The organism is Gordonia sp. L191, assembly GCF_030077625.1.
In the GTDB taxonomy this organism is placed as follows: Bacteria; Actinomycetota; Actinomycetes; order Mycobacteriales; family Mycobacteriaceae; genus Gordonia; species Gordonia polyisoprenivorans_A.
The window spans coordinates 2388709-2408028 of record NZ_CP125996.1; the positions used below are offsets into that span (position 1 = coordinate 2388709).

The following is a 19320-nucleotide window of genomic DNA, read 5'->3' on the forward strand; positions in this document are numbered from 1 at the left end:
CGTACACTGAGATCCATGAGCGGCAGGCAGTTGGTCGGTGACCAGGGCGAAGTCCGTGCGCTGGCACGACTGGGACTGAGTGAACTGGGTAAGGCCACCGTCGGAATCGCGCGGGTACACCGCGCGACCTCGGCGGCGGTGTTCGGCACACTCGATCTCGCGATCGGCAGGTCCGTCGCACCGGTGCGCACCGTGCACGACGCGGTCAGCGAAGCGGTGTACACCTCGATCACCGGAGTGCTCGACTCGGCCACGATCGTCGCCGACGCGTTGCCCGAGACCGGGCATCAGCCGACCACGACGGTCCGCGGTGCGGCCATGATTGGCATCCTCGACGGACTCATCGGTGACGCCCTCGACGACGAACACTCGCCGCTGGCGCCACAGATGGCGCCGCGCGTCGGCGGCTCACCGGTCACCGTGACCACCGACGGACTGGCAGCCGCGTATCCGCGCGCCACCGGACACCTCGTGGTGTTCCTACACGGGCTGATGGAGACCGAACATGCCTGGCGGCTCGGTGGACGTCCGACCTACGGAGCGCGGCTCGCCGACGATATCGGCGCCACCGCGGTGCAGATCCGCTACAACACCGGCCGCCACATCAGCGACAACGGTGCGACCCTCGCCCGATTGTTGAGCGAGATGGTCTTGCTGTGGCCGGTGCCGGTCACCCGGATCTCGCTCGTGGGGCATTCGATGGGTGGCCTCGTCGTCCGCAGCGCATGTCACCTCGGCGCGAAGAGCCGCGCGCCGTGGGTGCCCTTAGTGACCGAGACGGTCAGTCTGGGCTCCCCGCACCTCGGTGCACCCCTGGCCCGGGGCGTGCATGCCGCGTCGTCGGCGTTGCGCGTGCTGTCGGTGACCCGACCGTTCGGCGAATTGTTGCGTCGGCGCAGCGCAGGCGTCCGAGATCTGTTCCACGGCAACGTCATCGCCGAGGATGGACCATCGGCGGATCCGGACGGTTGGTGGCAGGCGCCCGGCGCGGACGTCCCACTACTCGCCGGCGCCCGCCATCTGTTCGTGACGGCTTCCCTCTTCGGCAATCCGCGCCACCCGCTCGGCCGCTTCATCGGCGACGGTCTGGTTCTGACGCCGAGCGGTCGAGGATTCCATCGCTCCCGGCGGATCGGATTCCGCGACGAGGACGGCATGCACCTGGGCCGCGCCAACCATTTCACGCTGCTCAACCACGACGAGATCTACCTGTGGCTCCGTGACGGACTCCGTCCGCTGCGAGCGCTCACCGCCGGCTAGTCGAACAGATCAATCGAACGAACCAGTCGAACGAATTGTCGGAATTCTCTTGCGGTGAGGGGTATCGCCAAGTAATATCGAACGTATCTTCACGGGCGGATACGTTCGAGTACGTGGTAGGGGGTGATCGCGGTGGCCGACGTTGATGGTGGAAAGGATCCGTCGGCTGCTGCGTACATGCTGGGCATGTACGCGCAGCCGCATGGTGTGCTCGACCGCATTGCTGCCGCATCCCTACACGTGTTGTCCGATACCGACCTGGTGACGGTCACCGAGGAACACGAACGCGCCGCTCGGCGGATGGAATCGGTGAGTCAACCCGCACTGATCGAGGTCGAGAACCGCGGGGTCTACCGCAAGCTGGGTTTGGCCCAACGCGATACACGCACCACCGCACAACGCCAGCATGATGCGTTCCGTGCCCTGCTCCACGCCGCCCTCGACGGCGGGTTACTGGGCAAAAGTCATCGGGGTCTGCCGCCGCAGTTGATCGTGTCGATCACCTCCCAGGAATTTCGCGAGCAGGCCGGTCTCGGACGTACCGCCACCGGTACGACACTGCCGATCGGTGACGTGCTCGAGGTGGCGGCACGGGCGCAACAGTATTTGGCGGTGTACGCCGATCATTCATCGGAGATCTTGTATTTCGGGCAAGCCCGTCGGTTCGCCTCACGGGGCCAGCGGCTGGTCCTGGCCGATTCCTACGGGGGTTGTTCACATCCGGACTGCTCCGCGCCGATGGTGCACGTCGAAATCCACCACGCCGCCCGTGATTACGCGCGGGGCGGGAACACCGACATCCACGATCTCGCCCCGGCATGCGGCGTGCACAACCGGATGGTCGGCCCCGACGCCGGCCAGTACACCACCGAACTGATCCGCAGTGGCCCCGACGCCGGACGCTTCGGCTGGCGACTCAACACCGAACCCGGCCAGCCACAGAACCCGTTGCGGGTCAACCAATTCTTTCGGATCGACCGGACGTTTCGGGCCGCGGTCGAACACATCCGAGACACGGCCGGCGTACCGGCCGACCCGCCACCACCACCGGTGTCGAGGTGCGAAGCCCGCCTCGATGCCGGGGTGCAGCGAGTCGTGCACCGCGAAGCCAACAGCCGCCACGGCCACCGACGGACCGGGCCGGACGATCACCCACCACCCGGACCGAATCCACCAGGACTGAGTCCACCCGGGCTGGTCCCACCCGACCGTCATCGACCACAGGCACCACGAGGCGACATCAACTACTTCCTCGCCCGCCCCGACGCAGCCTGACCACAACCCGACCACCCGACAACCACACACACGCGAGGTCACCGGCACACCACAACGGATGCCGGTGACCTCGCCGTGCGTTGATGACGGGCCACCTCTGCGCCATCCTCGAATCCGGCGGAGCGGCTTGACCTTCAGGTAGGTCGAGGTCCGATGATGTCCCGGTGACCAATTCGGAGATGATGTCGATCGGGGCGTTCGCCGACGCGTGCGGCCTGACGACGAGCGCCCTACGTTTCTACGACGACGCCGGGCTTCTGCGACCAGATCGCGTCGATCCAGGCTCGGGCTACCGCTGGTACACCCCGGGCCAATGTGACCGTGCGGTCCTGGTTCGACGTCTACGAGAGATCGGCATGCCCATCGTGGGGGTGCGGAAGATGCTCGACTCCGCACCGCTCGATGCGAAGCGTTGTCTCGACGATTACCTCGCGGAGATCATCGGCGCGGCCGAAGCCGCACGGTCGACTGCCTCGCTCATCAAGGCACAGTGGGACATTCAGCCGGAACCCGGTGTGACGACGATCAGTGGACCGATGTTTGCCGCCGCAACCGACCAGGTTCTCACCACCACGGCATGCGACGCGGAGTTCGCTGTCCTCGGCGGGGTTCGCGTGGAGATCGACAACGGGGCTCTCACGATGACCGCCACCGATCGCTATCGGCTCACGACCCGATCGCTCGTCGCCGGGCAAACGGGCGCGACGTGGGCGGGCACGGTCAGCGCAGACGACCTGCGCCGGTGCCTGGCCGATCTCCGACACTCCCCTGTCGTTGAGCTGACCGTCGCCGACGATGACCTCACGATCACGCTTCCCGGCGGACGCCGGCGTCACTGCCGACTGATCGACGACACCTTCCCGGATCATCGTGCGCTGCTCGGGGCATTGCCGACTCCGACAACAACGATGCTGACGTCGCGGACCGGACTGCTCGACGCACTCGAGCGCGGCCCCGCAGAATTCGTCGAGATGCAGATCGATGAGGGGCGGTTCGCCCTTCGCCCGTACCCGCGCCCGTCCGACGCCGACTCCGGCTCCCCCGGCACCACGGATCTCGGTGACGAGATGCGCGTGGTGGCCGAGGTGACGGGTGCACCACTGACCCTGTGGTTCGAGATGACGACGCTCCATCCGGCGATCAGCACCGCGATCGGTGCGGACCTACTCGTCGAGCTCCGTGGTGGAGATCAGCCCGCCACGATCCGCTCGGCCGATCGTGGCGAACTGACCACACTGGTGATGCCGGTCAGGTCCCCGGCGTCTATCGACCGAGTCGCGTCCTGACCTGTACAGCCCCGGGCAGGGCGAGTGACCGCGTTCAGACGACCGGGTCGAGAACCACCCGAACCGACACCGAACCCTTCTCGTCACGAGTCGCGACGGCGTGACCTGTCCGGTCCGCGCCGTCGAGCAGTAGCGACAGCGGTCCACCGCTCCCGGTGAAGTTGCGCCACCAGTTCTTCTTGTCCGGCAGCGTCACTCCGATCAGGACGGTCTCACGGTCCGCCCCGCTCTCGGAGGCCGGCGTGCCGCGTCGAAATGCGACCGGCAGCCGGAACGTGGTGCCCGAACGCCGGCCGGTGTAGGTCACCACGGTCATCGACCTGCCCAGCGCGGCACCGATGACCGGTAGTCCGAACAGCGGGATGACCGCCTTGTTGGTCATGGCCGCCGCGGAGGTGAACAGGCTCATCGGGCTCCTTCGTCGTGGAGTGATCCGGCAGGGCGCGTGTGGTCGCTGCCGATGATGATCGAACGCGTGGCGAGAGCATCGTCGTCGATGGTGGCCACCCGGGTACCCGGTTTGCGGCCGTCGCGGATCTCGGAGATGCCGACCCCGGCGTCGGTCAGGCGACGATGGGTGGCCGCGATGTCGGTGCTGCCCCACGCGATACCCCACAGACGGACGGGCTCGTCGGCGGGCGCGCTGTCGGGGACGACGACTTCCACGACGAGATCGCCTCGGCGGAAGAACAACTGTCGCAGACCGTCGACGACTCGGCGGTCGAGGCGGAAATCCAGTCCGAGCGTGGCACCGAACAGAGCGACCGCGTGATTGCGATCGGGGCTGGAGAACACCAGATGATCGATACCGGCGATGTCGGCGGCAACCTCGGGCGCCGACACGGTGCGCCCGCGATCGGCCACCGGATCGGCCGGGGTGACACCGAAGGGCAAGGTGTCGACATGCCACTCCCCGCGCACGTCGTCTCCCGTCGGTGCCGTCAGCTCCAGACCGCGCCGCCGGAGCAGGCGCACATGACCGTCGGCGTCGGGGACTCCGAAGAGCACCCGGTGCTGATCACCGGATGTACTGGGCCGCAATCGGATTCGAGCAGCGAACACGCCGATGTCGTCGGTGGGCTGCGGCAGGCCCAGTAGTCTCGCGTACCCCGCGGCCGATGCGTCGACGTCGGGCGTGCCGAGATCGACAACGGCGACCGGGTCGTGCGGTCCGGTCGGCGCCGTGTCGGTGGGTCCGGTCTCGATCCCGCTCGGGACGTCCGCGTCGGCATGCTGTGCCATCGGAGAAGTGCTCCTCATCGTCTGCGTCGGCCACGACGGCCGCTCGGGGGTCGGGGTGGCTCCTCGCGCGGCGGACTGCTGGTGATGTGCCACGACCCGCAGTCACAGCGATAACACCGCAGCGTGGGCGCACGCCGACCGACCTGCCGAATCCGGCCGATCCCCTCGATCGCCGCGGCCTCCGAGCCGAAGGCGTCCTTGTATGGCGTCGGACAGTCCCGATACACCGGCGCCGGGCGCCGACGACGCCGCGGGGTCAGGTCGGTCCGCGCCTCCACACCCCGATAGAACTGCTCGAGGTCGTCGTCGGAGAAAGGCCTCATCACTGCAACACCACCGATCCGCGACAGCGCGTCGACCTCTTCTGTCGGTGGCAAGCATCCGGGTGGTTGCCTGATCGGGTGGGCACATACCCAGCCTGCCATCCTCCTCGGCGCGACGTCGCGTCAGTGCGCCGAGCGCTCGACGTGTTATCGGCTCAGCGCGCCATCCACAACCGTCGGCGGATCACCTGGCGCATCCGCCGCAATTCGGAGTTGCTCAGTCCGCTCGGCGGTGCCTCGTCGACGAGCTGATCGACCTGCGCGAAGAAGTCACGATCGGTCAGCCCGAACTGCTCGGTGATCTCACGGGACGAGCCACCGCCCAACGTGTACCAACTCGTCTCGAAGTCGATCATCTGCTGCTGCTTGTTGTTGATCACTGTCATGGTGCCGCCCAACCATCGTGGTGTATCCGTGCGCACAGGACACTCTCGGTCTTGGCTCGGCCGAGAATGTTGCAGGAGTGCGGTTGACGTCCTTTGTACACCGCGACGGTGACCGAGGGCAGTCATTTGTGCACCGACGAGGTTAATCCTCTCGACCTCTTTCCAGGGGGATCGAAACACCGTGTCGCAGTAGAGGACTACACCAGCGCGCCGCACCGCGGTGGGCATGCCGGAAATGTCGCGACAGCCCGATCTCTCATCGTGCGGTCAAGGGTCGCGATGTGGCCGGCGGGGTGGGTCCCGGCTCGGGCGGCGCTACGGGTCGTACCGGGGAACCACCGCGTACACGGTCAGTTCCCGGGGAACGCCCTTGGCCTTGAAACGACGGCGTCGGCGACGGGCATAGCGCTGCGGATCGACGCTCTCGAGGGTCGCGTCGCTGATGAGCAGTTCACCCGCCCCGGCGGCACCGGCAACGCGCGCCGCGATGTTGACGTCGACACCGACGAAGTCGTCGCCGACCGCGCGAGGTGTACCGGTGTGCAGGCCGGCCCGCAGCTGAGGGCGGTAACCGTCGATCGTGAGCGAGCTGACCGCACCGATCGCCTCGTAGGCGGCCGCGATCGCCTCGTCCGGATCGGTGAACATCGCCATCACCCCGTCCCCGAGGTTCTTGACGATCCGGCCGCCGTGACGTCGGACCACCTGCTCGGTCGCGGTGTTCACCTCTCGGAGAAGTCGCAACACCTGATCATCACCGGCTGCGAGAGCCCAGGTGGAGAATGCCACGAGGTCGGTGAACAGGATGGTGACGTCGACGGGAGTGTCTGTGGTGTGTCCGCGCCGGGTCACCGATTGCCACGCCTGCACCGCAGCGAGCCCCAACTCCCTGGTTGCACTTGGCTTTTCAGGTCTCGCGTCGGCGATCAACCGGGCCAGCCGGTCCGACGGCCGGGAGTCGGTGATCGATGGTGGTGCGTCCGGCAGCAGCCTGCGGACCGCTCGGATCGCCCGGATGCCGGTGGAGTTGGCGTCGGCCCGGGCGAGGGCATCGGCGGCGCGGGCACCCAGCGGTGGTGATTCGGGTGTGTCGGGTGCGTCGTCGGCATTCACCGCAGCCGCTCCGCGTCTCGGGCCAAGGACAGCAGGTCGTCGGCGAGCCCGGCCAACGTGCCGTGGTCGGCGTCTTCGCCCACCGCGGTGGCGAGGTCCTCGGCGGCACATCGAAGCGCGAACATCCGGTCCCCGAACTCCGCGACCTCGGCCGAGGACAAGATCACCGCATCGTCGGGAATAGAAGTACCCGCCACGAGCGCTCTCTGTTCGTACGCCCGCTGTCGACATGACCGTTTGCAGTACTTGCGTCGCCGACCCATCTCGGAATCGGCCATGGTCGAGCCGCACCACGCGCACGCGTAGGTTCGCCGGGAACGGGTCGCATCCACGGCACAGACCGTACCGTGCGCGGTGCTCATCGCGACACAAGCCGCGCGCGGTGTCGCGTGCGTCGGGCGTCACGGATCAAGAAGAGTAGAATGGTTCTGTTCAGCAGCTGGTTTGGTCAGCGAGCAAGCCGAGAGGAAAGCAGTAGCAAATGGCAGATCGAGTACTTCGGGGTAGCCGCCTCGGTGCGGTGAGCTACGAAACCGATCGTGATCACGATCTCGCGCCGCGGCGGATTGTCCAATACCGCACCGACAACGGGGAGATTTTCGACGTCCCGTTCGCCGACGACGCCGAGGTGCCGTCGAAGTGGCCGTGTAAGAACGGCATGGAGGGCACCATCCTCGAGGGCGCCGAGCCCGAGGAGAAGAAGGGCAAGCCACCGCGCACCCACTGGGACATGTTGCTCGAGCGGCGCAGCGAGGAAGAGCTCGAGGTCCTGCTCAACGAGCGCCTCGACCTGCTCAAGCAGCGCCGTCGCGGAGCGACGAACTGATCAAGCTCGGCGGAGCGACCAACTGATCAAGCTCCGTGGAGCGACGAACTGATCATCTGATCGTCGCCGACTCAGGCAAACAGACGGGCGGCCCGGGAGGTTTTCTCCCGGGCCGCCCGTCTCGTTGTCTGGCCGGTGCGTCGTCAGCGCCGTATGCCGAGTTGGGCGAGCCGACTCTGCACACCCCAGCGGAACACCTTGACGAATGCCTCCGACATGACGCCACCGCTCATCTTCGACTGACCGATCTCGCGTTCGGTGAAGGTGATCGGAACCTCACGGACGTCGAAGCCCGCCTGGATCGACCGCCATGCCAGATCGATCTGGAAGCAGTACCCGGCGGATTCGACGGTATCGAGGCTGATCTTTTCCAGCACCGCGCGGCGATACGCGCGGTAACCGGCCGTGATGTCGTGGATTCCGGCGCCCAGCGCGACACGCGCATAGGTGTTGGCGCCGCGGGACAGGATCTCGCGTCGCCGCGGCCAGTTGACCAATTCACCGCCCTTGACGTAGCGCGAGCCGATGACCAGGTCGGCGCCGTCGTTGATCGCCGCGAGCAGGGCGGGCAGTTGTTCGGGAGCGTGGCTGCCGTCGGCATCCATCTCGATGATGACCTCGTAGTCGCGCGCGAGACCCCAGGCGAATCCGGCCAGATAGGCCTTGCCGAGTCCGTCCTTGTCGACCCGGTGCAGGACGTGGATGCGGCCTGCGGCATCGGCGGCGGCCAACTCGTCGGCGACCTCACCGGTGCCGTCGGGGCTGGAGTCGTCGACGACGAGCACGTGGATGGCGCTCAGCGCGGTCTGCAGGCGGCCGATGATGAGTGGCAGGTTCTCGCGCTCGTTGAAGGTCGGGATGACGACCAGCGCTTTCTCGCCGTCGGGCCCGACCACGGTGGGTCGCTCGACACCACCGGCAGGCGATCGGTCACTGTTCGTCACCGGTGTACTCCTCCGACTTCTCCGGGGCGGCGCCGGCACCCATGTGAGGCCGCACCGCCGTGAATCTCTGAGTGAACCTAGTACGCATTGCCACCGCGACCAAAAGCGCCACCACCGCGAGGAGCATCGCGACGCGTTCCGGCCATGCTCCCAGACGGGTGGCGATGGTCGTGGCGGAACTCAACGGAAGCCGGTCGGCGAGAATCGCCGGGGTGAATATGTCCGATTCCGACGTCATCGATCCGTCCGGTTCGATGAGTGCGCTGACTCCGCTGGTCGCGGCCACGATCACGGCCCGACCGTGCTCGACCGCCCGGAATTGCGACATCGCGAGTTGCTGGTAGGTCATGTTCGTGCGACCGAACGTGGCGTTGTTGGTGGGTACGTACAGGATCTGGGCGCCCTGATCGACCGCGTCGCGTGCCGCCCGGTCGAAGGCGACCTCCCAACACGTGGTGACCCCGACGGTGACGTCGCCGGAATGTCCGGGCACGGTCAACACCGACGGGCCGGTGCCCGGACGGAAGTTGCCTGCCATGTCGGCGTAGGACGAGAACATCCGGAAGAACGGACGCCACGGCAGGTATTCGCCGAAGGGCTGGATGATGTGCTTGTCGTAGCGGGCGATGGGTCCGCGGCTGCCGTCCCAGACCAGCACGGTGTTGGTCGGACGGCCGTCGGGTTCGACGATCAGCGTGCCCACCAGGATCGGCGCGCCAACGGCGTCGGAGGCCGCGGTGATTTCCGCGGCGGCGTCGGGATTGGCCAGTGGATCGATGTCGGAGGCGTTCTCGGGCCAGGCGACGAACGAGGGTTGCTCGATGTGGCCGGCGTTGATCTCGTCGGCGAGCGCCATGGTTTCGCGGACGTGGTTGTCGAGCACGGCGCGCCGCTGGGCGTTGAACTCGAGCCCGAGTCGCGGCACGTTGCCCTGAACTGCCGCGACCTGCGCCGAGGCGCTTGCGACGTTGCGGTCGACGGTGTCGGGCAGCAACGCGATCGCCGAGACCGGCGCGAGCAGGGCCAGGACGATGCCCAGTGCGGCGCTACGGACGACAGAGGATCGTGGGCCCATGCCGACGGCGGTGTCTCGGCGGGCGGCGAGCTGGATCACCCAGACCACGGACGCGCCGAACAGTGCGACCGCCCCGGAGACACCGGGCGCCCCCAGGACCGACGCCAGCGGCAGCAGCGGACCGTCGACCTGACTGAATGCGGTTCGACCCCAAGGAAATCCGCCGAAGGGAAAGGACGACCGTAGTCCTTCGATCAGCACCCACGAGAGCGCGAACCAGATCGGTGGCACGGGCAGACGCATCGTCAGCGTCGCACACACCCCGAACAGGGCGAGGTAGGCGGCGAGCGCGGCGGCCAGCGCCAGCCACGGCAGGGGCCCGACGTACACACCGATCCAGGGCAGCAGGGGGACGAAGAATCCGAGGCCGAAGACGAAACCGATCCAGGCTCCGGTACGGGCCCGGGGACGGCCTTCGCCCAGCAGTCCGTAGAGCAGTCCGAGTGACACCACCGCCATGAACCACCAGTTGCGCGGCGGAAAGGCCGAGAACATGGCCAGACCGGCCAGGGCGGCGAGGACGGTGCGCGCCGCCCACAGTGTTCGGCGGTGGGTGGCGGGCGCGGCCGCGGCCCACCGGTCCCGCAGCCGATCCCACGTCCGCGGTGGGGACTGCTCGGTGCCGACGGATCGATCGGCATCGGCGTCGGTTCCGGGGACGGCGTCGGTTCCCGGTGCCGGCGTCACCAATCGCCCCCGTCGACGTCGTGGATGATCGAGCCGGCGCGGACGGTCCGCACGCATCGTGGCAGGCGGGCATCGGGTGAGACGTCGGGCAGTGCGGGTACTCGCGACCGCGGATCGGTCGACCACCGCTGCACCCCGGCGTGCGAGCCGGCGACCACGAGGTCGTCGACCTCCCACACCGCATAGTCGGCCCGAGCACCGGGTTCCAGCGTGCCGGTCAGACCGTCGTGTACTCCACCGGCACGCCACGCGCCGCGTGTGCACGCGCCGAACGCCGCGCGCGCAGAGATCGCCGACGACGCCCGATGCGGGTGCACCGCGGCGCGGATGGTCGCCCACGGATCGATCGCGGTCACCGGTGAGTCGGAGGAAAACGACAGTGCCACACCGGCTTTGGCGAGCATTGCGAAATCGTTGAGGCTGTCGGCGCGGGGCCCGAGCCGCTGGGCATACAGCCGTTCACGTCCGCCCCATTCGGCGTCGAACAGTGGCTGCATACTCGCAATCACCCCGCAACGGGCCAGGACGGCGGCGTCGGTGGCATCGGTCATCTCGACGTGTTCGAGCCGATGTGCGCAGCGTGCCAGAGCCGGTGTGCCGAGTTCGTCGGCGACCGAGGCGAACGCGGCGACGACCGCCTTGGTCGCGGCGTCGCCGATCACATGGAAACCCGCCTGCGCGCCGGCCAGCGTGCAGGCGTGGATGTGGGTGCGGATCGTCTCGGGCTCGAGATAGTTGATGCCGCTGGTGTCCGGATCGTCGGTGTAGGGCTCGCGCAGCCACGCAGTGTGTGAGCCGAGAGCCCCATCGACGAACAGATCGCCGGCCAGGCCGTCGGCGCGGGTGATGGAGAGTAGCTCGGCGGCATGCTCGGCATCCTCGGCCGCCTGCCCCCAGTAGCGGCGCACCTCGACCGGGTGGTCGAGGTCGGCCAGGGCGAGGAAATCGTCGAGTCCGGCGATCTCGGGTCCGCTGTTCTCGTGCACCGCCACCACTCCGGCGGCGGCTGCGGCGTCTAGTGCGCGGCGCTGCCACCGGGCGCGGGTCGCAGGGGTCACCAGTGTCCGGGCGGCGGCACGCACGAGGTGGTGTGCATGGGCGACAAGCGGTGCATCGGGGTCGTACCCCTCGGCGGCGTCGAGGTCGGTGACCAGCCGGCGCAGCGCGGTGGAGGCAACCGCCGAGTGCTCGTCCACGCGCGCGAGATAGACCGGACGGTGACCGACGACCTCGTCGATCTCGGCAGTGGTGGGAAACCTGCGGTCATCCGGATCGACGCCCTCCCAGGTGGAATCGTCCCACCCGAGCCCCCAGATCAGTTCGTTCTCGTCGGCACCGGCCGTCGCGGCGGCAAGGCGGGCGAGACAGTCGGTACGACTGGTGGCCTCATCCAGCGTCAATCCGTCCAGGGCGAGTCCGGTCGACGTCAGATGCACATGGGAATCGACGAAGGCGGGCGCGACGAATCGGCCGGCCAGATCGGTGATCCGGGCGTCGGGGTGCAGGGCTCGCCCCACGGCGTCGGTGCCGACCCACGTCACGACGCCGTCGGTGACGGCGAGCGCGGTCGCGTCGAGAACGCTCGATGAATAGACCAGTCCGCCGAGCATGAGTTCGGTAGCCACGATCGTCCAGTGTGCCCTGAGTGGGGTCGGCAGGTGCCGGTGGGTTTGAGGTCGGGGGGTTTGGGTGCGGTGGGGCTCGGGTCGGTGATCAGTGCCCGGGCGGCAGCTGCCGGTCGCCGGCCGGGGTGGCACCCGCGTGCGCCGGGTCGCCGGGAGCAGGCGAATCGACGACAGTGCCGTCGATCACGGTGCCACGACGGAAACCCGAGGTCGCGTAGATCCCGGCGCGATCCATCGCCACCACGAGGCGGCGAGCGCCGAACGCGGTCACCGCGGGCCGGACCAGGCGCCGGGTGGGCGGTGCGAGCAGCACGATGCCGGCCAGCGTCGAGACAACCCCGGGAACGATCAGCAGGATCGAGGATCCGGCCATGATCGCGGTGTCGGCCAGGGGCGCCCGGGCGTCGACCTCGTTGCGGGAGGCGCGTCGGAGCTCGCCGAAGACCTTCGCACCCTGCCAGCGCAGCATGAGGAAGCCGACGACGGCCGCGGCGATGGTGATGAGCACCGCCCACCCGAAGCCGAGGGTCATGGTCATCGCCACGAACACGCCGATCTCGACGGCGAGATAGAGGAGGGCATACGCGAGTCGCATGGGTCGGCCTTTCGTTGCGTGTCTATACCGCTCAACGAACGAGACGCCGGTTTTGCTCCGCAACCCGGGCCCACCGGTTCTGGGAAAACGCTGAGAAACCCGCGCTACTGCTCGTCGCGGCCCTCGATGTCACCCTCGGTCTGCAGATACACCGCTCGGAGGTCGTCGAGCATCTGCGCCGGGGGCTCGTGCCACATGTCGCGCTCGACGGCCTCGAGGAGACGTTCTGCGATGCCGTGCAGCGCCCACGGGTTCGACTCCGCCATGAACTTCTGATTGTGCTCGTCGAGGACGTAGGACTCGGTGAGCTTCTCATACATCCAGTCGGCGACGACGTCGGTGGTGGCGTCGTAGCCGAAGAGATAGTCGACGGTGGCCGCCATCTCGAAGGCGCCCTTGTACCCGTGGCGCTGCATCGCCGAGATCCACCGCGGGTTCACCACGCGCGCCCGGAACACGCGGCTCGTCTCCTCGGAGAGCGTGCGCGTGCGCACGGCGTCCGGGCGGGTGGAGTCGCCGATGTAGGCCTCCGGAGAGCGTCCCGTCAACGCGCGCACCGTCGCGACCATGCCGCCGTGATACTGGAAGTAGTCGTCGGAGTCGGCGATGTCGTGCTCACGGGTGTCGGTGTTCTTGGCGGCCACCGAGATCCGGCGATACGCGCTGCGCATGTCGTCGACCGCCGGGATACCCGACAGGTCGCGCCCATAGGCGTACCCACCCCATTCGGTGTAGACCCGTGCCAGATCGTCGTCGGTGCGCCAGTCGCGCGAATCGATCAGTTGGAGCAGACCCGCACCGTAGGTCCCCGGTTTGGACCCGAAGATACGGGTGGTGGCCCGACGCCGGTCGCCATGCTCGGCCAGTGCGGCACGAGCATGGGCCGCAACGAAATTGGAGTCATCGGGCTCGTCGGCGTCGGCGGCGAGGGCGACGGCGTCGTCGAGCATGGTGACCACGTGGGGGAACGCGTCGCGGAAGAAGCCGGAGATACGGACGGTCACGTCGATCCGGGGCCGGCCGAGTTCGGACAGGCCGATCAGTTCGAGCGCCGACACCCGGCGCGACGCCTCGTCCCAGACGGGCATGACGCCGAGGAGTGCGAGCACCTCGGCGATGTCGTCGCCCGAGGTGCGCATCGCGCTGGTGCCCCACACCGACAGCCCGACCGACGCCGGGTACTCGCCGTGGTCGCCGAGATAGCGCTCGAGCAGGGAATCGGCCATCGCCCGGCCGGTCTCCCACGCCAGACGCGACGGTACGGCCTTGGGGTCGACCGAATAGAAATTGCGGCCGGTGGGCAACACATTGATCAGACCACGCAGCGGCGATCCGCTGGGTCCGGCCGGGATGAAGCCACCGTCGAGGGCGTGCAGCACGCGCGGGATCTCCCCGGAGGTCTGCCGCAGCCGCGGGACGACCTCGGTGGCCGCGAATCGCAGGATGTCGGCGACCGCGGGGGGATGCCCGACGGCCACCTGCGCGACGGTCTGTTCCGACCAGTCCCCCGCCGCACACGACTGCACGAGTTCGCGGGCGAGCTGTTCGACGGCGTCGACCTCGATACGCGCGGCTTCGCCGCTGCCCTCGGTCAGGCCCAGCGCCTCACGCAGTCCCGGGAGGGCAGCGGTCCCGCCCCACAACTGTCTGGCCCGCAGCATCGCGAGCACGAGGTCGACCTCGTGCTCGTCGGCGGGAGCCTGCCCCAGCACGTGCAGTCCGTCGCGGATCTGCACGTCCTTGATCTCACAGAGCCAGCCGTCGACATGCAGGAGCATGTCGTCGAAGACCTCTTCGTCGGGGCGTTCGGTCAGCCCGAGATCCTGATGCATCTGCGCCGCGGTGAGCAACGTCCAGATCTGCTGGCGGATGGCCGGCAGCTTCGCCGGATCCAGCGTGGAGATGTTGGCGTGCTCGTCGAGGAGTTGCTCGAGGCGGGCGATGTCGCCGTAGGACTCGGCGCGCGCCATCGGCGGGATCAGGTGATCGACGAGCACCGCGTGGGCGCGCCGCTTGGCCTGGGTGCCCTCACCGGGATCGTTGACGAGGAAGGGGTACACCAGCGGCAGGTCGCCGAGGGCGGCGTCGGTCCCGCAGTCCGAGGACATGCCGAGTGTCTTGCCGGGCAACCATTCCAGGTTGCCGTGTTTGCCGATGTGCACCACCGCGTCGGCACCGAAGCCGGGGATGTCGCCCGCCCGCCCCGCCCGCCCGGCGACCCAGCGGTAGGACGCCAGATAATGGTGCGACGGTGGCAGATCCGGGTCGTGATAGATCGCGACCGGATTCTCCCCGAATCCGCGCGGTGGCTGCACCATGATCGCCGTGTTGCCGAAAACCAGTGCGGCGATGACGATGTCACCCTCGGGATTGGTCGAGCGGTCGACGAACAACTCCCCCGGCGGCGGCCCCCAGTGGGTGGTCACGGCCTCACGCAACGCGGTGGGCAGTGTCGCGAACCAGCGGGTGTAGTCCGCCGCGGACACCCGAATCGGGTTGGCGGCCAACGACTCCTCGGTCAGCCAGTCCGCGTCCTGACCGCCCGCGGCGATGATGGCATGGATCAGTGCATCGGAATCGTCTTCGGCGAGACCGGGAATGGCGTCCGGGCCGGATTCCGGGCCGATGTCGTATCCCGCGTCGCGCAGCGCCCGCAGCAACGACACCAGACTGCGCGGGGTGTCGAGGCCCACGGCGTTGCCGATGCGGGCGTGCTTGGTCGGATACGCCGAGAGCATCAACGCGATACGACGTCGGGCCGCGGGGGTGTGGCGCAGCCGGGCATGGGCCGCGGCGATGCCGGCGACCCGTGCGCATCGCTCCGGATCGGGACGATAGGTGGGCAGCCCGTTGTCGTCGAACTCCTTGAACGAGAACGGCACCGTGATGATCCGACCGTCGAACTCGGGCACCGCGACCTGGGTGGCCACATCGAGTGGCGAGAGCCCGTCGTCGTTGGCGTCCCAGTCGGCCCGCGAGGACGTCAGGCACAAGCCCTGCAGAATCGGGATATCGAGGGCGGCAAGGCGTTCGATGTTCCAGGCGTCGTCGTCACCGCCCGCCGACGCGGTGGCCGGGGTGGCGCCGCCGGCCGCGAGGACGGTGGCGACGAGCGTGTCGGCGGTACCGAGCAGCTCGATGAGGTCGTCGGGAGCGGTGCGCAGCGACGCGCAGAACACCGGCAGTGCGCGGGCGCCGGTGTCCTCGATGGCGCGGCACAAGGAGTCGATGTAGGCGGTGTTACCGGCCAGATGCTGGGCCCGGTAGTAGAGCACAGCGATCGTCGGAGACGAGTCGTCGTGTGTAGGGTCGGCCTGCCCGGTGCCGGCGCGATCGAGGATTCCCCACGCGGGGGTCTGCGCGGGCGGATCGAAACCGAGTCCGGTGAGCAGCAGCGTGTCGGAGAGGAAGTTGTGCAGATTCTCCAGATTGGCCACACCTCCCGCCGCGAGGTAGTTGTGGGCCTGCTGGGCGACTCCGGCGGGCACGGTGGAGCACGCCATCAGATCGGGGTCGGGCTGCTGCTCGCCGGACAGGACGACGACCGGGCGACCGGCGTCCAGAACCGCCTCCAGCCCGTCCTCCCATGCGCGGCGCCCACCGAGGATTCGTACGACGACGATGTCCGCCGGTGCAACGAGATCGGCGATGTCATCGACCAGCAGCCGCGACGGATTGGCGATCGCGTAGTCGGCGGTACCGGCATGGGCGGTGATGAGGTCGGTGTCGGAGGTCGACAGCAACAGGATCATGAGAACTCCTCACCGGGGTGGCGCGCCCGGTCGTGTGGTCGGGGTGCCCAGCGACAGGTCTGACTCCGGGCGTATCCGTGGACACCCCCGACACAGTGGCGCGACCGCGCCGGAATCGCACCGGCTTCTGACGCACTGGACGTGTGGTTGGAGCCTAGTGCAGGCGCCGTGGGCGGCCCACACCCGCGTCTACGCTGGATCCCGTGACCGAACCCCGCGAGCGCAGCGCCGACGACCGGTGTCCCGGTGTGTTCACTCCGCACCCGGCCGCCGACGGTGCGCTCGCGAGGATCCGACTGCCCGGCGGAGTGCTCACCTCCGCACAGCTGCAGACCCTGGCCGAGGTCAGTGCCGAACACGGTGACGGCTACCTCGAGCTGACGGCGCGCGCCAACATCCAGTTACGCGGGATCAGCGACGTCGAGGCCGTCGCGGACGCACTGACCGCGGCCGGTCTGGTACCCGACGGGGTCGGGGGTGACGACATCGGCGGCCGGGAGAAGATCCGCAACATCGTGGTGAGCCCCCTGACCGGCCGGATCGGGGGCCACGCCGATGCGTCGCCGATCGCCGCGGCGCTCGATGCCGAACTGCGTCGTGCCGATGGTCTCGACGGTCTCTCGGGCAGGTTCCTGTTCGGGGTGGACGACGGACGCGGTGATGTGGTCCGTCACCGGCCCGATGTGTGTGCCGTCCTGCGGCATCCGGCGGAGACCGGGGCGGCCGACATCGTGGTCGACGGTGAGGTGGCCGGTTCGGTCGATACGATCGCGGCTGTCGCGCCTGCGCTGCTCGACGTCGCGCGTGCCATGGCGGCGGTGACGGCACCGCGCCGCTGGCGCATCCGTGACCTCGACGCCGCCACGCGCGTGTCGGTGATCGATGCGGCACGGCGTCGCCTCGGACCACCCGGCGACCAGACGTGGGCAAATGCCCCGGCGCCGGAGCCGGTCGTCGGATGGTTCGAGCAGGACGACGGCCGGGTACTGCTCGGTGCCGTCGTCGAGCTTGGTCGTCTCCCGTCGCGGCTCGCCGAGTTCCTGGCTGTCGTCGGGGCTCCGATCACGATCACCACCGATCGGGAAATCCTCCTCTGCGATCTGACCGAGCCGATCGCCGAAACCGTCGTCCGCGTCCTCGCGCCGATGGGCCTGATCTTCGACGCCGCCTCACCATGGGTGCGGGTCAGCTCGTGTGCCGGGGCCCCGGGATGCGCCAATTCACACGCGCCGGTGCGTACCGATCTCGCGAACCGGGTCGCGGTCGGTGAGCCGGTGACCAACCGCGAGCACTGGGTCGGGTGCGAGCGCGGATGCGGCTCCCCCACCGAGTCACATCTACGAGTCCAGGCGGGCCCCGACGGATATCACACGCACCGGGTTCAGGAGAACAGGTAGTCCTCGAGCGGAAACGTGTCCTGCGCACGCACCGCCTCGGCGACAGAGGTCGGCCGAAACAACGGGGTCTCCCCCTTGGCGTTGAACCAGTACGAGCGTGACCGCGTGCAGTTGCCAAGGGCGAACACCGAATCGGCGATCCGGGTGGTCATGTCGTCGAGGAACTTCTCGTTGGCCTCTTCACGGACCTCGAAGGACACCGCATCCCGGCGTCGGACCTCCCCGAAGAGCCGCGCGATGTGCCGCATCTGGCATTCGACCGTGGTGAACCAGGACAAACCCACCCACGAGTACGGGCCGGCGGAGTTCAGGAAGTTCGGGAAGAACGGCATCGTCAGACCCTCGTATGCGGCGAATGCGGTTTCCCGCCACCACTTTCCGAGATTGCGGCCGTCGCGTCCGATCACCTCGATCGCCGGGAGGTTCTTCTCCCACACGTCGAAACCGGTGGCGAGGATCAGGACGTCGATCTCACGGGTACGGCCGTCGGCGGTGACGATACCGTTGGGCACGATGTGGTCGATGCCGGTGGTGTCGAGGTTCACGTCCTCGCGTGCGAGCGTGCGGTAGTAGTCGTTGGATACCGTCGGGCGCTTGCAGCCGTAGTCGTAGGCGGGTGTGAGGTCGCGACGCATCTGTGGATCGCGCACCTGCAGATACCGGAAGAGCGCGGCTATCCGTTTGACGGCGTCGTTGACGCGACGGAATCGCCGGAACCGCCACATCGCGATCAGCATGGCCATCTCCTGGGTCACATCGGTGACCCATCGCACCGCCCGTTGACTGGCCGGGAGCCGCCGGAACAGAGCGCGCACCGGCGCGGGAATGGGGGCGTCGAGTTTGGGCATCACCCACATCGGTGTGCGCTGATAGACCGTCAGCTCCTCGGTGAGATCGGCGATCTCCGGGATCAGTTGTACCGCAGTCGATCCGGTCCCGATGACCGCGGCCCTCTTGCCGGCGAAATCGTAGTCGGTATCCCACCGTGACGCATACACCACCCGCCCGGTGAAGGTGTCGATACCGGGGATGTCGGGGGTGGCGGGCTGGGACAGGAAACCAGTGGCACACATCAGGAATCGCGTCGTCATCGAGTCCCCGCCGGCAAGGGCGACACGCCAGGTGTTGGTCTCGGCATCCCACCGCGCGCCGTCCACCGAAACACCGAATCGCATGTGCCGGCGGACGTCGTACTTCTCGGCGACGTCGACCGCGTACTGCTTGAGTTCTGTTCCCGGCGCGTACAACCGTGACCAGTTGGGGTTCGGCTCGAACCAGAACGAGAACGTGGGCGACGGAACATCCACGGCCAGACCGGGATATCGATTCACATGCCAGGTGCCGCCGAGGTCGTCCTCGCGTTCGAGGATCACGAAGTTCTCGTAACCGAGGCGTTTGAGGGCGATCGCGGCACCGATGCCGCCGAATCCTGCACCGACGATGATCACGTCGTGGAGTTGGTGTCCCGGCTCCGGTGAATACCCCTGCTCTGGTGACTGTTGGTCCGCGGAATTCATGGCTACCTTCCTGTGGG

17 protein-coding genes are annotated in these 19320 nt (G+C 68.0%); 5 read left to right on the plus strand and 12 right to left on the minus strand.

All coding sequences use genetic code 11. The features are described from left to right. The first annotated feature begins 15 nt into the window (after positions 1–15). The 3 genes from QNM97_RS10845 (at position 16) to QNM97_RS10855 (ending at position 3821) form a co-directional block, all read left to right on the plus strand. The gene (locus QNM97_RS10845) at positions 16–1260 is read left to right on the plus strand and encodes an esterase/lipase family protein (protein ID WP_502875026.1); all 1245 of its coding nucleotides are present in this window, start codon (positions 16–18) and stop codon (positions 1258–1260) included. A gap of 132 nt (positions 1261–1392) precedes the next feature. Beyond that, positions 1393–2535, plus strand: a complete 1143-nt coding sequence (locus QNM97_RS10850) for an HNH endonuclease signature motif containing protein (protein WP_283822727.1) — start codon at positions 1393–1395, stop codon at positions 2533–2535. 164 nt (positions 2536–2699) lie between these two features. Beyond that, complete coding sequence (locus tag QNM97_RS10855) at positions 2700–3821, plus strand: DNA polymerase III subunit beta family protein (protein WP_283822728.1); 1122 nt, start codon at positions 2700–2702, stop codon at positions 3819–3821. 34 nt (positions 3822–3855) lie between these two features. On the opposite strand, the gene QNM97_RS10860 is transcribed toward QNM97_RS10855, so the two are convergent. The 6 genes from QNM97_RS10860 to QNM97_RS10885 form a co-directional block, all read right to left on the minus strand. Next, positions 3856–4230, minus strand: a complete 375-nt coding sequence (locus QNM97_RS10860; RefSeq protein ID WP_283822729.1) for a hypothetical protein — start codon at positions 4228–4230, stop codon at positions 3856–3858. Further along, a complete protein-coding gene (locus tag QNM97_RS10865) occupies positions 4227–5063 on the minus strand; it encodes a VOC family protein (RefSeq protein ID WP_283822730.1) in 837 nt (278 codons plus the stop codon). Before QNM97_RS10865 ends, QNM97_RS10860 begins: the two co-directional genes overlap by 4 nt. Before the next feature lie 14 nt (positions 5064–5077). After that, positions 5078–5386, minus strand: coding sequence for a hypothetical protein (locus QNM97_RS10870; protein ID WP_283822731.1), 309 nt, complete (start codon positions 5384–5386; stop codon positions 5078–5080). Between the two features lie 155 nt (positions 5387–5541). Beyond that, complete coding sequence (locus QNM97_RS10875) at positions 5542–5763, minus strand: DUF3263 domain-containing protein (protein WP_026920127.1); 222 nt, start codon at positions 5761–5763, stop codon at positions 5542–5544. 324 nt (positions 5764–6087) lie between these two features. Then, entirely contained in the window at positions 6088–6885 is a 798-nt protein-coding gene (locus QNM97_RS10880; protein ID WP_283822732.1) for an adenylate/guanylate cyclase domain-containing protein, read from the minus strand. Further along, positions 6882–7247, minus strand: coding sequence for a hypothetical protein (locus QNM97_RS10885; RefSeq protein WP_208791244.1), 366 nt, complete (start codon positions 7245–7247; stop codon positions 6882–6884). Before QNM97_RS10885 ends, QNM97_RS10880 begins: the two co-directional genes overlap by 4 nt. Before the next feature lie 119 nt (positions 7248–7366). Here QNM97_RS10885 and QNM97_RS10890 point away from each other — a divergent pair, with 119 nt between their 5' ends. Then, positions 7367–7711 carry an RNA polymerase-binding protein RbpA gene (locus tag QNM97_RS10890; protein ID WP_006372801.1) on the plus strand — a complete coding sequence of 115 codons (345 nt, stop codon included), beginning with the start codon at positions 7367–7369 and terminating at the stop codon, positions 7709–7711. 143 nt (positions 7712–7854) lie between these two features. Here QNM97_RS10890 and QNM97_RS10895 read toward each other — a convergent pair whose 3' ends face one another. From QNM97_RS10895 to cobN, 5 genes are all read right to left on the minus strand, one after another. After that, complete coding sequence (locus tag QNM97_RS10895) at positions 7855–8655, minus strand: polyprenol monophosphomannose synthase (protein WP_208791243.1); 801 nt, start codon at positions 8653–8655, stop codon at positions 7855–7857. Next, positions 8642–10417 carry an apolipoprotein N-acyltransferase gene (gene lnt / locus QNM97_RS10900; protein WP_283822733.1) on the minus strand — a complete coding sequence of 592 codons (1776 nt, stop codon included), beginning with the start codon at positions 10415–10417 and terminating at the stop codon, positions 8642–8644. Before lnt ends, QNM97_RS10895 begins: the two co-directional genes overlap by 14 nt. Continuing rightward, the gene (locus tag QNM97_RS10905) at positions 10414–12042 is read right to left on the minus strand and encodes an amidohydrolase (RefSeq protein ID WP_283822734.1); all 1629 of its coding nucleotides are present in this window, start codon (positions 12040–12042) and stop codon (positions 10414–10416) included. Before QNM97_RS10905 ends, lnt begins: the two co-directional genes overlap by 4 nt. 88 nt (positions 12043–12130) lie before the next feature. Then, entirely contained in the window at positions 12131–12637 is a 507-nt protein-coding gene (locus QNM97_RS10910; protein ID WP_283822735.1) for an FxsA family protein, read from the minus strand. A 104-nt stretch (positions 12638–12741) separates the two neighbouring features. Beyond that, positions 12742–16389: a cobaltochelatase subunit CobN gene (gene cobN, locus QNM97_RS10915; protein WP_283822736.1), complete on the minus strand. Its 3648-nt coding sequence runs from the start codon at positions 16387–16389 to the stop codon at positions 12742–12744. Positions 16390–16592: 203 nt separating this feature from the next. Here cobN and cobG point away from each other — a divergent pair, with 203 nt between their 5' ends. Continuing rightward, positions 16593–17786, plus strand: a complete 1194-nt coding sequence (gene cobG, locus QNM97_RS10920; protein WP_283822737.1) for a precorrin-3B synthase — start codon at positions 16593–16595, stop codon at positions 17784–17786. On the opposite strand, the gene QNM97_RS10925 is transcribed toward cobG, so the two are convergent. Further along, positions 17771–19303, minus strand: coding sequence for a flavin-containing monooxygenase (locus QNM97_RS10925; protein WP_283822738.1), 1533 nt, complete (start codon positions 19301–19303; stop codon positions 17771–17773). The two genes, cobG and QNM97_RS10925, sit on opposite strands and share 16 nt — an antisense overlap. Between the last annotated feature and the right edge of the window lie 17 nt (positions 19304–19320).